We start from the raw sequence: 13,837 nt of genomic DNA, 5'->3' as shown, positions 1-13,837 counted from the left end.
GCCGGCCGCGGCGCTCAGCGCAGGTTGAGCCAGACCCGCCGCATGGTCGGGTCTTCCGGATCCGGATCGTTGGTGAAGCCCAGGCTGGTCATCAGCGCCAGCATCGGCCGGTTGGTCGACAGCACCAGGCCGTCGATGTATTCCAGCCCCTGCTCGCGCGCCGCGTCGATCAGCGCGGTCATCAACTGGCGGCCCAGGCCGCGCCGCTGCCAGTCGTCGCCGATCACCAGCGCGTATTCCGCGCCGCGCCCGTCGGGGTTGCGCAGGTAGTGCGCAAACCCCACCAGCACTTCGTGCGGATGGCCGCGGTTGGCCGGGTTGGGCACCTGGGTGGCGGCCACCAGCGCCAGCTCGCGGTGGTAGTCCACCTGGGTGTAGCGCGACACCATGCGCGGCGTCAGCTCGCGCATCATCGACACGAAGCGCATGTAGCGCGAGCGTTCCGACAGGCCACGGATGAAATCCTGCAGCGGCTGGCCGTCCTCGGGGCGGATGGGCCGCAGCACCCACGGGATGCCATCGGCGAAACGGCGCACCTGCACCAGGCGCGCCGGGTACGGGTGAATCGCCATGTGCGGATAGCCGGCGGTCTGCGGCGTCTCGCAACCCGGCTTCTCGGCCAGCGTCATGCGCAGGCCTCCCGCGCGCAGATGGGTCTCGCCGGCATACAGCGGATCGATGTCGAGCGTTTCGATGTCCGGCAGCTCCGACACCATCTCCGAGACCAGCACCAGCGCCTGCTGCAAGGCCTCGGCGGCCAGGTGGCCGACGCGCGGCGCCAGCACCCGGCGCCACAGCCGGCTGCGCTCGATCATCTGGCGCGCCAGGAAGCCGTTGAGCGGCGGCAGGTCGATGCCGCGATCCGATTGCGACAGCACCGCGTCCGGGCCGCCGGCGCCGAAGCGGATGACCGGCCCGAACTGCGGATCGCGCCGCACCCGGATGGCCATGGGGCGGGATTCGGGCTCGGCCGCCGCCACGTCCAGCGGCATGTCGCGCAGCGGCACGTAGAACAGGGACAGCAGCGCGCGGACCTCGGACGTATTCAACTCGCGCCGGCAATCGGCCCGCACCCGCGCCAGGATTTCGCGCGCAGCGGCCAGGTCGGGCACGTGGGTGGCCGGCTCGGGCGGCTGGGTCTGCAGCAGCAACTGCTGGTTGTAATGATGCGTGGCCAGCACGCCGAAGGCGTCGGCGGCGGACTCGGGCGTACGGAACGCCGAGGTGCCGGCGTCGTCCAGCATGCGCCGCAACGGCCGCATGCCGGCGTCGCCCATGAAGCAGGTGACCACCGGTTTCTTGGCCTTGGGCGCGATCTGCGCCAGCTCGCGCGCCACCGCCGGCATGTCGGCCAGCGCGTCGGGCGCCAACAGCACCAGCACGCCGTCCACGCCCGCGTCATCCAGCACCACGTCGAGGATGGCGCGGATGCGTTCCGGCGTCAGCGGCACGTAGGTGATGATGGGATTGGCGCTGGCCGCGTCCGGCTCCAGCATCGCCGCCAGCGCGCGCTGCGTGGCCGGCGCCAGGTCGGCCCGCAGCACCGCGGCGTCGGGGCCGATCAGGTCCATGGCCAGTTGGGGCGGTCCGCTGCCGTTGGAGATCAGCGCCACGCGCCGGCCCTTGGGACGGCGCGTGTAGCCCAGCACCTTGACCGCCGAGAACAGTTGCACGAAGTAGCGCACCCGCACCGCGCCGGCGCGCCGCAGCGCGGCGTCGAAGATGGCGTCGGGGCTGTCGGTGTCGGCGCGGCCGGCCTTGAGCACGATGACCGGCTTGACGCTGGCCGCGGCCCGCAGCGTGCTCATGAATTCGCGCGCCGGGCCCACGTCTTCCAGGTACAGCACGATGCTGTCGGTGCGAGGATCGCTGGCCAGGTAGTCCAGCACCTTGGACAGGCCCACCACCGCCTCGTCGCCCAGCGACACGGCGGTGGAAAAACCGATATGCACGTCCTCGGCCCAGTCCATGACGGCGGCCATGATGGAGCGCGACTGCGCCAGCAGCGCCACGCGGCCGGCGCGCGCCAGCACCGGATGCTGGCTCAGGTTCAGGCCGGCATGCGGGCGCTGCGCGCCGAACGAGCGCGGCCCCAGCAATTCGCAGCGGTTTTCCTCGGCCCAGGCGCGGCACAACGCCAGCGTGCCGCGCGGGTACGGGTCGGGCAGCTCGTGCGGCAACAGGATGACCGAGCGCGGGGCCAGCGGGGACAGCCGGCGCAGGGTCTCGGGCAGCACGGCGGGCGAAACGCAAACCAGGGCCAGATCGGGCCGCTCGCCAGCGGCCAGCCCCTGAAGCGTCTCCGGCAGGTCGGGCGCGGCGCCGGGGTCGCAGGCCACCACCGTGGTTTTCGCCTTGAGCGCGGGTGGCAGCGACGTCGCCGCCGGCAGCGGCCGATCGGCGACGATCACCAGCGAACCGGGTTCGAACATCGGGGCAAGAGCGTGTCGCAGCATGGCGGGAACAGGCACTAATCTAAAATAGCGTTCATCGTAACAAGACAACCCCCACGTCCGCTTGATCCAGGCCCGGTCCGCCGCCGCTTCGTGGCGCCGCAGCCGCTATCATTGCCACCTATGACCTCCAACGCCTCCTCCCCCATCCGCACCCGCTTCGCGCCTTCGCCCACCGGCTTCCTGCACCTGGGCGGCGCCCGCACCGCGCTGTTCTCCTGGGCCTTCGCGCGCCACCACAAGGGCACCTTCGTGCTGCGCATCGAAGACACGGACGTCGAACGCTCCACGCCGGAAGCGGTGCAGGCCATCCTGGACAGCATGGACTGGCTCGGCATGCAGCCGGACGAAGGCCCGTTCTACCAGATGCAGCGCATGGACCGCTACCGTGAAGTGGTCGCGCAGATGCTGGCCGCCGGCACCGCCTACCACTGCTACAGCTCGCCCGAGGAAGTCGAGGCCATGCGCGAGGCCGCCCGCGCCCGCGGCGACAAGCCGCGCTACGACGGCACCTGGCGCCCCGAGCCCGGCAAGACCCTGCCGCCGGTGCCCGCAGGCCGCAAGCCGGTGGTGCGCTTCAAGAACCCCCAGGACGGCGCCACCGCCTGGAACGACATGGTCAAGGGCCCCATCAGCTTCGACAACACCGAGCTGGACGACCTGATCATCGCGCGCCCGGACGGCACCCCCACCTACAACTTCTGCGTGGTGGTGGACGACTGGGACATGGGCATCACCCACGTGCTGCGCGGCGATGACCACGTCAACAACACTCCGCGCCAGATCAACATCCTGCGCGCGCTGGGCGCCACCCTGCCCGAATACGGCCACGTGCCCATGATCCTCGGCCCGGACGGCGAAAAGCTGTCCAAGCGCCACGGCGCGGTCAACGTCATGGAGTACGACAACGAGGGCTACCTGCCCGAGGCCATGATCAACTACCTGGCGCGCCTGGGCTGGAGCCACGGCGACGACGAACTCTTCAGCCGCGACCAACTGGTGGAATGGTTCGACACCCGCCACCTGTCCAAGTCGGCCTCGCAGTGGGACCCGAAGAAGCTGAACTGGGTCAACGCCCACTACATCAAGCAGATGGACAACGCCGAACTGGCCGAACGCGTGGCGCCGCGCGTCGCCCATCGCGGCGGCTATCCGGAAAAGATCGACCTGCCGGGCGTGATGGGCCTGCTCAAGGACCGCGCCGAGACCCTGGAACAACTGGCCGACGGCGCCATGCTGTTCTGCGGCGAGTTCAAGCCGGCCGCGCCGGAACTGGTCGAGCAGCACCTGACCGCCGCCGCGCGCGAGGCGCTGGCCGATTTCGCCCAGCGCGCCCAGGGCGCCGACTGGACCCGCGAGGCCATCTCGGCGCTGATCAAGGCCGTGCTGGCCGAGCGCGGCCTGAAGATGCCGCAACTGGCGATCCCGCTGCGCGTGGCCGTCACCGGCCAGACCCAGACGCCCGCGGTGGACGCGGTGCTGGCCCTGCTGGGCAAGGACACCGTGCTCAAGCGCCTGGCCGCCATCTGATCGGACTTCCCTCCGCGAAAAAGCCCCGCCGGCCTGGCCGTTCGGGGCTTTTTTTCGCCTCATGGGCCGGTTGCCGTCCCGGCGCCGCACGGCGGCGGGCATCCTAGACGGCCTGGGGTCGCGCCTTCAAGGCCCAAGAGAAGAATGCGCCCAGCAGCGGCAGCAGCACGGCCGAACCGCCGAACAGCACCGCCGCGCCGGCCTCGTCCACCACCGAGCCGGCCAGCGCCACGCCCGCCGCCTGGCCCATGAACAGGCAGGAGGCGAACCAGGCCACCGCCGTGCCGCGCGCCGACGGCACCATCTGGGTGGCGTTGGTCTGCAAGGTCGCGTGCAGCAGGTAATAGCCGAAGCCCGCCAGCACGCTGGCCAGCAGACTCCACAACCACACCGGCCCCAGCAGGTACGACAGGAAGGCCGCGCCCAGCACCAGCCCGCCCGCCACCGCCAGGCCGCGTTCGCCCAGGCGCTTGAGGATGCGGCCCGCCACCACCGTATAGAGCAGCCCGCCCACCGCGTACACCGCCACCAGCGCGCCGGCCGCCGTCAGCGAGATGTCGAAGCGCTCATGCAGGTAGGACGGCGCGAACGCCAGGGCGCCGAACACCAGCAGGCCCTCGATGAACACCGTGGCCAGCACCACGCGCGCCCATGGCGTGCCCAGCACCAGCCGCGCCTGTGCCACGAAGCCCTGGCGCGGCGCGTTCGGATCGACCACGCCCAGTCCCAGCGCGCGCTGGCGCCGCACTTCCCGATACAGCAGCGTGCCCACCACCAGGTAGCCGCCCACCAGCGCCGCGAAGGCCCAGCGCCAACCGAGGGTATCGGCGAACAGGCCGCCGGCCAACTGCCCGGCCGCCATGCCCAGGATGGTGCCGGTCAGAAAGCGCGCCAGCGTCGCCTGGCGACGCTCATAGGGAACGGTGTCGCCGATCCAGGCCATCGACAGCGGCACGATGCCGGCGCCCGCCGCCCCCGACAGGGCGCGGCAGAACACCAGCACGTCCAGCGTCTCGGCCAGGAAAGCGCCGGCGCTGCCCAGTGCGCAGGCGAACGTCGCCACGCTGACGACGCGGTATTTGCCGTAGCGGTCGCCGACCGGTCCGAAGAACATCTGCAGCACGCCGTAGGCCACCGCGAAGGCGGTGACGGCGCGCGCGGCCTGGCCGGTGCTGGCGCCGAATTCGGCCGCCAGTTGGGGCAGCATGGGATCACAGATACGGAAGGCGCTGGCGCTGACGAAGGCGGCCAGGGCAAGCAGCGCGATGGCGCGCGCTTCGGATGACAGGGCGGGCATGGAGGGCCGGCGGCGCAATGGAGGACGAAGTCCGCACCTTACCGCAGCCGCGCCCGCTTGGCGACGCCGGCGCCCGGATTCCGTCCGCGCAACGGAACGCGGAATCGCCGGCCACCCCAGGGATCAATACGGCAGGCGATAGCCCTGCGGCATGCGGCGCGCGGTCACGATCTGGCCGCCGCTCTTGAGCTCGCGCAGCGTCAGCTTGGCCTGCTCGACCTTCTCGACACGGTAGCGGTTGATGTAAATCGGATCGGCGGCGTCGACGATCTCGCCGTTCGATTGCGTGGTCTGCATCGTGTAGACGCCGTCCACCACGCTCCAGCAACCGGTCTCGCGCAGCGCCGGACGCGTCTTGCGGCCGATCTTCAACTGGGTTTCATAGGCCATGCGGCCATCGGCATACAGCACCGTCAGGGCCTGGAAATCGCCGCTGACGCCTTTCGGCTTGGAATTCGAATACCACGTGCCGACCATGGGATCGCCGCTCTTGGCGGGCACGCATGCCACCGGCTTGGGCGCCGCTTCCGGCTGGGCCTCGGTAATGGAGGCGGGTTTCCTGGCGGCGCAGCCGGCCAGGATCAGGAGGGCGCAGGCCACGCCCGCCGAACGCAAATACACACTGCTCATGAATTCCTCAACACGTCTGTCGACGCGCCGCGCCGCTCAAACCGGCACGCCCCTCGCGCAGCAAACATCACGCACTCTAAAGATGCGCAGGTGAAGAATCAACGACGATCGGCGGCGTGTGCAATTGCGCAACAGTCCTTGCCGGAAACCCCGTGTTTTAAGGGCTCAACGCGCAAAAATGCGTTGGTTTCAAGCGACACTGCGGGCGCCGCGCGCGGCCTTGGCGCGCAGCATTTCCTCCATGCGCGCCGCGGCCGGCGACAGGCTGCGGCCGGCCAACCGCGTGATGCCCAGTTCGCGCTCGATGCGCGGCCGCGCCAGCGGCACGAAAACCAGACCGGGAGAATCCGGCGGCACCCCCAGCCGCGCCAGCACCGTCACGCCCACGCCGCGCTCCAGCATCGCCAGCAGCGACATCATGTTGGACACGAACACCTGACGCTCCATCATGAAGGCGGCCTGCGGATAGTCCGCCAATTGCCGGTGCGCCACCGTGCCCACCAGCGGCAGCCCCGCGATCTCGCGCCAGGTCACGGACTTGCGCCCCGCCAGGGGATGGCCGCGATGGCAGACCAGTCCGAAGGCATCGCGCAGCAGCGGCTCGAACGCCAGCCGCCGGTCGCGCAGCACCGGGCTGCACACCCCCAGCTCGACCCCGCCCGCCAGCACCATGCGCTCAACGCCTTCGGAGTTGTCGTCGAACAGGCGCAGCGCCACCGCCGGGTAGCGCTCGCGGTAGGTCGCCACCAGTTCGGGCAGCCAATGGGTCGCAACCGTCGCCACCGAGGCCATGGTCAGGGTGCCTGCCTCGTTGCTGGCCAGCCCCGCCAGCGTCCCGGCCACGCGGTCGTGGTGCTCGACCAGTTCGCGCGCCAGCGGCAGGCAGTCCTGGCCGAACCGAGTCAGCGCGTTGCCATTGCCGCGCTCGAACAGCGGCTGGCCCAGGCGCTGCTCCATTTCGCGGATCGACAGCGACAGCGCCGGCTGCGAGCGGAACGCGCGCGCGGCGGCGGCGCGGAAGCTGCGCAATTCGGCCACCAGCAGGAAGTGGCGGTAGTGCGCAATGGAAAGTTCGGGCAAGGCGGGCATCGGGACACCTGATTTGATGAACTTATCAAATCATAGGAAAAATAAAGTTTTCTCATCATAGGGCGGCACTTAACATGGCCGCAATGACTACCGCGACTCTCTCCCCCGCCCGCGCCCAGGCCGTCGATCCGCTCGACTTCAGCCTCGCCGACCGGCTGCCCGCCCGCGCTGCCGGCCAGGGCCGGCTGCTGACCGCCGCCGCGCCCAACGGCAGGCCCGGCCTGCTGCTCGTGCCCGGCGCCTATCACGGCGCCTGGTGCTACGCGCACTACCTGGACTATTTCGCCCGAGCCGGCCTGGCCTGCGCAGCCATCGACCTGCGCGGCCACGGCCCCTTGCCGCAGCCGCCCGGCTTCGTCGACACGGGCATCGCCGACCTGGCCGCCGACGTCGTCAGCGCGCTCGACCTGCTGGACGCGCCCATCGTCGTGGTGGGCCACAGCATGGGCGCCCTGCCCGCGCTGCTGGCCGCCAGCCAGCGCGCCGTCGCCGGCGTGGTGCTGATGGCGCCCTCGCCGCCCGCCAACCTGCCCGGCGCGCTGGGCCTGCCGCCGGTGCCCGCCGACGCCGTGCGCGCCGCGCCCGCCGCCAGCGAGATCCGCGCCCGCTTCCTGGCCACCTCGCCGACGCGCGACGTCAGCGCCGTCACCCAACGCCTGAATCCCGAAAGCCCGCGCGTGCTCAACGACCGCTACCTGCTGCGCGTGCCCGTCGATCCCGCCGCCATAACCGCCCCCGGCCTGTGCCTGGAGGCCGGCCTGGATACCCACGACCGCCATCCGCCCGGCCAGGACCGCGCCATCGCGCGACTGTTCGGCTTTTCCCATGCCGTCCTCGCCGGACAGCCCCATTGCATGATGTACGGCGACGCATGGCAGGCCAGCGCGGACGCGATCCTCGGCTGGTATCGCCAACAGTTCGGCTGACCCGCGACGCCCCTGACGCCCGATACATCCTCAACCATCGACATCCGCCTACGACCGCCAGACAGATCCACCCGGCCCGCGTCCAGCGAGCCATGAAGCACACCGCAAGCCATAGAACATGACGGCGCCAGCGCCGCCCCAGGAGACAAGCATGACCCTCACCGCCTTCGCGCCCCGCGCCTTCCTGCGCCCTGCGCTCGCCGCCGCCAGCCTGCTGCTGGCCGCCACCACGCACGCCGCCGGCTGGCCCGAGAAACCCATCACGCTGATCGTGCCATCCGCCGCCGGCGGCGCCGCCGACCTCACCGCCCGCACCTTCGCCCAGTTCCTGGGCAAGCAGACCGGCCAGACCGTCATCGTCGAGGACCGCCCCGGCGCCGGCGGCATCGTCGGCACCAATGCCGCCAAGAACGCCGCCGGCGACGGCTACACCTTCCTCTTGTCCACCAACTCCACCCACGCCGCCAACCAGTTCCTCTACAAGCGCCTGCCCTACGACGCGCAAAAGGACTTCGTGCAGATCGGCATGCTCGGCACCTTCGGCACCGTCGGCATCGTCGCCCCCGACAGCCCCTATCGCACCGTGCCCGAGCTGGTCGACTACGCCAAGAAGCATCCCGGCGAAGTCTTCTTCGGCTACTACAGCTCGTCCTCGCAAGTGCCGTCCGAACTGTTCAAGCAACGCGCCGGCATCAACATCGGCGCCGCCGGCTACAAGAACATCACCCAGATCATCACCGACCTGCGCGGCAAGCAGATCGGCTTCGCCTTCGTCGACTACCTGACCGCCATGGGCCAGATCGACGGCAAGGGCCTCACCCCCCTGGCCGTCACCGCCGCCCAGCGCCACCCCGCCTGGCCCGACGTCCCCACCATGTCGACCTACTACCCCGACTTCGTCGTCGCCGGCTGGCTCGGCATCTCCGCCCCCGCCGGCACCCCGCCCGACATCGTCGCCAGGATGAACGCCGCCACCCAGGCCGCCGTCAACGATCCCGCCACCGCCGACAAACTCCGCGCCCTCGGCCTGACCCCCGAAGCCATGGACACCGCCCGCTTCGACACCTTCGTCAAGGAAGACACCGCCCGCTGGAAGGAATGGATCAAGATCTCCGGCATCCAGCCGCAGTAACCGCCCACAGCAAATAAAGAAACGCCCTCTATATATAGAGGGCGTCGCAATATAGAGACCATCAAAAGATTGCACCCATCGAATCAAGCGCGATGACGCAGGATTCACCAGCCCCTCCCATCACGATCGCGCCGCGCCATTGCCCCCCCGAGCAACGCCTCTCTCCAGCAGCGCGCAGCGTCCGCCGCCTCGACACAAGACACCCAAATGCCAAAAAGCGGCCGCCCGCGCGGCCGCTTTTTGGCGACCCCGCAAGACCCTCCCTCCCCCCAGATTGACGGCAAAAACGCCAAGCACACAACCCGCCCCAAAGCCCGGCCGTTAAGTCTCATCAAAAGCGGGAGCCGGGGCAGGCGGGGGATGGCGGGGCGTGTAGATGCGCCCGACGGAATCTGAAGGAACAGCCGAAGGCTGTGACGAAGATGAGGAAGGGGGGGGCCGCCGAGGCAAGTCCGGAGCGAAGGCTCCGGACCGCAATCGTAGCCCCGCCATCCCCCGCCTGCCCCGGCTCCCGCGACTAAAGAACCCAACCCGCCACAAGAGCCCACATAGAAGCCCCCCCTACAAAGGCAACTTCAACTCATGCTTGATCTCCCGCAACGCCACAATCGTCCGCGTCTGCCGAATCCCAGGCATATTGAACAAGAACCGATGCAAGAACCGGTCATAAGCCTCCGGACTCTCCACAAGAATCTTGAGCAGAAAATCCGAATCCCCCGTCACCGCATAGCATTCGAGAATCTCCGGCGCATCCCGCACCGACCGCTCGAAGTTCTCCACCGTATTCGCCGAATGCCGCTCCAGGCTGATCTGCGCAAACATGCAACCCAGCCCCACCTTGCTGCGATCCACCTGCGCGCTGTAACCCTGGATCACGCCGCTGGCCTCCAGCGCCTTCACCCGCCGCCACACCGGCGCCGCCGATAGCCCCACCTTGTCCGACAGCTGCTGTGCCGAGGCCCGGCCATCCTCCTGCAGGGCCTTGAGGATGCCGATATCGGTCTTGTCCATCGTTTTGTCTCCTGTTTGGGTCGAAATTCCGCAAATACGAAATATTCATTGCGAATTATAGGGATAGCACGATCCGAAAACGCAATAAACCCGATGCCTCGCGAACCTATCATGGTGCCGACTACAGGAGCATTCATGATGGACGGCACCCCCGCCCCCGAGCCCACGCTGGACCTCGACTACCAGCTCGCCGACAACCTCACCCGCGAGACCGGCCGCATCTTCCTGACCGGCACCCAGGCCCTGGTGCGCATCATGCTGACCCAGCGCCGCATCGACCGCGAGCGCGGCCTGAACACCGCCGGCTTCGTCTCCGGCTATCGCGGCTCGCCCCTGGGCGGCGTCGACATGGCGATGTGGAAGGCGCAGAAGGCGCTGGACGCCAACCAGATCTCGTTCCTGCCCGGCATCAACGAAGACATGGCCGCCACCGCCGTCATGGGCACCCAGCAGGCCGGCATGCGCGCCGACCGCAACGTCGATGGCGTCTTCGCCATGTGGTACGGCAAGGGCCCCGGCGTGGACCGCGCCGGCGACGCCCTGCACCACGGCAATGCCGCCGGCGCCTCGCGCCATGGCGGCGTGCTGGTGGTGGTGGGCGACGACCACACCGCCGTCTCCTCCTCGATCCCGCACGCCAGCGAAGCCTCGCTGATCGGCTGGCAGATGCCCATCGTGCACCCGGCCTCGATCGACGAATACGAGACCTTCGCGCTGTGGGGCTGGGCCCTGTCGCGCCACTCCGGCGCCTGGGTCGCCTTCAAGGCCGTGTCCGAGACCATCGAAAGCGGTCACTCGTTCACCCCCGCGCCGGTGCGCCACTACGACATGCCGGCCGATCCCGACCTGCCGCCGGAAGCGCTGGAATACTCCGCCCGCGACTTCCTGTCGCTGGCGGTCGAAACCCGCATGAACCTGCGCATGAAGGCGGTCGCCGCCTTCGCCCGCCGCCACAGCATCGACCGCCTCACCTGTCCGGCGCCCAAGGCCACCGTCGGCATCGTCACCGTCGGCAAGGCCCACCTGGACGCCATGGAAGCGCTGACGCGCCTGGGCGTGGACACCGTCACCGCCAACGCGCCGGTGCGCATCTACAAGCCGGGCCTGACCTGGCCGCTGGACGCCGAACGCATGCTCGAGTTCGCGCGCGGCCTCTCGCACATCCTCGTGATCGAGGAAAAAGGCGCCGTGGTCGAGACCCAGCTCAAGGACCTGCTGTTCAACCTGCCCGAGCGCGCCACCGTGGTCGGCAAGAAGGGTTTCGACGGCGAGACGCTGGTGCCGTCCGCCGGCCAGTTGCGCCCGTCGCTGCTGGCGCGGCCGCTGGCCCAATGGCTGTCGCGCAGCGCCGGCCTGCAGCCCGGCGTCGACCTGGCCACCTTCGACTGCCAGGACATGCTGTCCAACGACGCCGACGGCATGCGCCGCCGCCCCTATTTCTGTTCCGGCTGTCCGCACAGCACCTCGACCAAGGTGCCGGAAGGCAGCCAGGCGCTGTCGGGCGTGGGCTGCCACTACATGGCCGCCTGGATGGACCGCGACACCGGCGGCCTGACCCAGATGGGCGGCGAAGGGGTCGACTGGATCGGCCTGTCGCGCTACACCAGGATGCCGCATATCTTCCAGAACATGGGGGAAGGCACCTACTACCACTCCGGCTACCTGGCGATCCGCCAGGCCGTGGCCGCCAAGGCCAACATCACCTACAAGATCCTGTTCAACGACGCCGTCGCCATGACCGGCGGCCAGCCGGTGGATGGCCCGATCTCGGTGCCGCAGATCTGCCAGCAACTGCGCGGCGAGAACGTCGCCCGCATCGTCGTCACCAGCGATGAGCCCGAGAAATACCGGGGCGTGGACCTGGGCGCCGGCATCAAGGTGCATCACCGCCGCGAGCTCGACGCCCTGCAGCGCGAGCTGCGCGAGATTCCCGGCGTCACCGTGCTGATCCACGACCAGACCTGTGCCGCCGAAAAGCGCCGCCGCAGGAAGAAGAACCAGTTCCCCGATCCGGCCCGCCGCATGCTGATCAACAGCGCCGTGTGCGAAGGCTGCGGCGACTGCGGCGTGAAATCGAACTGCCTGTCGGTGGTGCCGCTGGAAACGCCCTACGGCCGCAAGCGCGCCATCGACCAGTCAAGCTGCAACAAGGACTACTCCTGCGCCGAAGGCTTCTGCCCCAGCTTCGTCTCGGTCATGGGCGGCAAGCCCAGAAAGAGCGCCGCGCCCAAGGCCGACCAGGAGCGCCTGCAACGCCTGATCCAGCAACTGCCGCTGCCGCAACCGCCGGCGCTGGAGCGTCCCTACCGCCTGCTGGTGGCGGGCATGGGCGGCACCGGCGTCATCACCATCGGCGCCATCGTCTCGATGGCCGCGCACCTGGAAGGCCTGTCGGCCGCGGTGCTGGACCTGACCGGCCTGGCGCAGAAGGGCGGCACGGTCGTCAGCCACATCCGCCTGGCGCCCGCGGGCGCGGCCGCCGGCCCGGTGCGCCTGGACTGGCAGCAGGCCGACGCCGCCATCCTGTGCGATCCGGTCGCCGCCGTGGCGCCCGACTCGCTCGGCGCGCTGCGCCGCGGCCACACCCAGGTCACCGTCAACACCTATGTCGCGCCGGTGTCCGATTTCACCCGCAACCCGGACGCCGCCATGCGGCCGGAAGCGCTGCTGGCCAAGATCCGCCACGCGGCGGGCGAGGACCACACCGCCGCCATCGACGCGCACGAGGCCGCGCTGGCCCTGTTCGGCGACAGCATCCTGTCGAACATGTTCATGCTGGGCTACGCCTGGCAGCGCGGCGGCGTGCCGCTGTCGCAGGCCGCCATCAATCGCGCCATCGAACTGAACGGCGTCGCCGTGGCCGCCAACCGCGCGGCGTTCGACAGCGGCCGCCTGGCCGCGCACCAGCCCGACGCGCTGGACGGCGCGCTGCGCCCGCGCGCCCAGGTGGTGCAACTGCATGTGCCGGAAACGTTCGAGCGCGCCGTGGCGCGCCGCGTCGAGGACCTGACCGCTTACCAGGACGCCGCCTACGCGCAGGCCTATCGCGACGTGGTCGAACGCGTCGCCGCGCGCGAACGCGAGCTGGCGCCCGACGCCAGGACACCGCGCCTGGCCATGGCGGTGGCGCGCGGCCTGTTCAAGCTGATGGCCTACAAGGACGAATACGAAGTCGCCCGCCTCTATACCGGCGAAGCCTTCCAGGCCCAGCTCAAGGGCCAGTTCGAAGGCGACTACAGCCTGCGCTTCCACATGGCGCCGCCGATCTTCGCGCGCAAGGACCCGCGCACCGGCGTGCCGCGCAAGCTGACGCTCGGCCCGCGCACCATGACCGCGCTCAAGCTGCTGACCCGCTTCAAGCGCCTGCGCGGCACCTGGTTCGATCCGTTCGGCCACACGGCCGAGCGCAAGATGGAGCGGGCCCTGGTGGTCGAATACCGCCAGACCATAGACCAGTTGCTCGCAGGGTTGAATCGCGACAACCTGGCGCAAGCGGCTACAATCGCCGCCCTTGCAGAAACCATCCGCGGCTTCGGCCACGTGAAGGCTGCGAACGTCGAGAAGTACAGGACGGAGCTGGCCCGCTTGATGCAAAGCTATACGGCGCCTGCCCCGCGCGATGTACCCCTGCGGAAAACCGCATAAACACTCGCGCTGAGCGGCATTCTCCTGGGCGCGCCTTGCTAGGCGCGCCCAGTGCATTTAGTAACAATGTTTTGGGAACCTGATCCTATCTTCTTCTTGTAGCTGTCGTACTCGATCACTAGAA

9 protein-coding genes are annotated in these 13,837 nt (G+C 69.3%); 4 read left to right on the top strand and 5 right to left on the bottom strand.

Going from position 1 to position 13,837, the window contains the following annotated elements:
- Window positions 1-14: 14 nt before the first annotated feature.
- Window positions 15-2,456 (bottom strand): bifunctional acetate--CoA ligase family protein/GNAT family N-acetyltransferase, encoded by a 2,442-nt coding sequence (locus HV783_RS12930; protein ID WP_175189268.1) that lies wholly within the window; start codon window positions 2,454-2,456, stop codon window positions 15-17.
- A 120-nt stretch (window positions 2,457-2,576) separates the two neighbouring features.
- Here HV783_RS12930 and gltX point away from each other — a divergent pair, with 120 nt between their 5' ends.
- On the top strand, window positions 2,577-3,983 hold the full coding sequence (gene gltX, locus HV783_RS12925) for a glutamate--tRNA ligase (RefSeq protein ID WP_054503429.1): 1,407 nt from the start codon (window positions 2,577-2,579) through the stop codon (window positions 3,981-3,983).
- Window positions 3,984-4,086: 103 nt separating this feature from the next.
- Here gltX and HV783_RS12920 read toward each other — a convergent pair whose 3' ends face one another.
- From HV783_RS12920 to HV783_RS12910, 3 genes are all read right to left on the bottom strand, one after another.
- Window positions 4,087-5,280 carry an MFS transporter gene (locus HV783_RS12920; protein ID WP_175189267.1) on the bottom strand — a complete coding sequence of 398 codons (1,194 nt, stop codon included), beginning with the start codon at window positions 5,278-5,280 and terminating at the stop codon, window positions 4,087-4,089.
- A gap of 123 nt (window positions 5,281-5,403) precedes the next feature.
- Window positions 5,404-5,910, bottom strand: a complete 507-nt coding sequence (locus tag HV783_RS12915; protein WP_049071152.1) for a hypothetical protein — start codon at window positions 5,908-5,910, stop codon at window positions 5,404-5,406.
- A gap of 189 nt (window positions 5,911-6,099) precedes the next feature.
- Window positions 6,100-6,999, bottom strand: coding sequence for a LysR family transcriptional regulator (locus HV783_RS12910; protein ID WP_175189266.1), 900 nt, complete (start codon window positions 6,997-6,999; stop codon window positions 6,100-6,102).
- An 83-nt stretch (window positions 7,000-7,082) separates the two neighbouring features.
- Between HV783_RS12910 and HV783_RS12905 the strand changes: the two genes are divergently transcribed.
- Window positions 7,083-7,925 carry an alpha/beta hydrolase gene (locus tag HV783_RS12905; RefSeq protein ID WP_254603894.1) on the top strand — a complete coding sequence of 281 codons (843 nt, stop codon included), beginning with the start codon at window positions 7,083-7,085 and terminating at the stop codon, window positions 7,923-7,925.
- A 151-nt stretch (window positions 7,926-8,076) separates the two neighbouring features.
- Window positions 8,077-9,057 (top strand): Bug family tripartite tricarboxylate transporter substrate binding protein, encoded by a 981-nt coding sequence (locus HV783_RS12900; protein WP_175189265.1) that lies wholly within the window; start codon window positions 8,077-8,079, stop codon window positions 9,055-9,057.
- 561 nt (window positions 9,058-9,618) lie between these two features.
- Here the strand turns inward: HV783_RS12900 and HV783_RS12895 are convergent.
- Window positions 9,619-10,068: an Lrp/AsnC family transcriptional regulator gene (locus tag HV783_RS12895; RefSeq protein WP_006388620.1), complete on the bottom strand. Its 450-nt coding sequence runs from the start codon at window positions 10,066-10,068 to the stop codon at window positions 9,619-9,621.
- A 138-nt stretch (window positions 10,069-10,206) separates the two neighbouring features.
- Between HV783_RS12895 and HV783_RS12890 the strand changes: the two genes are divergently transcribed.
- Window positions 10,207-13,713 carry an indolepyruvate ferredoxin oxidoreductase family protein gene (locus HV783_RS12890; protein ID WP_144657088.1) on the top strand — a complete coding sequence of 1,169 codons (3,507 nt, stop codon included), beginning with the start codon at window positions 10,207-10,209 and terminating at the stop codon, window positions 13,711-13,713.
- Window positions 13,714-13,837: the final 124 nt, after the last annotated feature.

This window comes from Achromobacter dolens, from assembly GCF_902859745.1.
Taxonomy (GTDB): Bacteria; Pseudomonadota; Gammaproteobacteria; order Burkholderiales; family Burkholderiaceae_B; genus Achromobacter; species Achromobacter dolens.
This window is presented reverse-complemented; position numbering and strand designations above follow the sequence as displayed.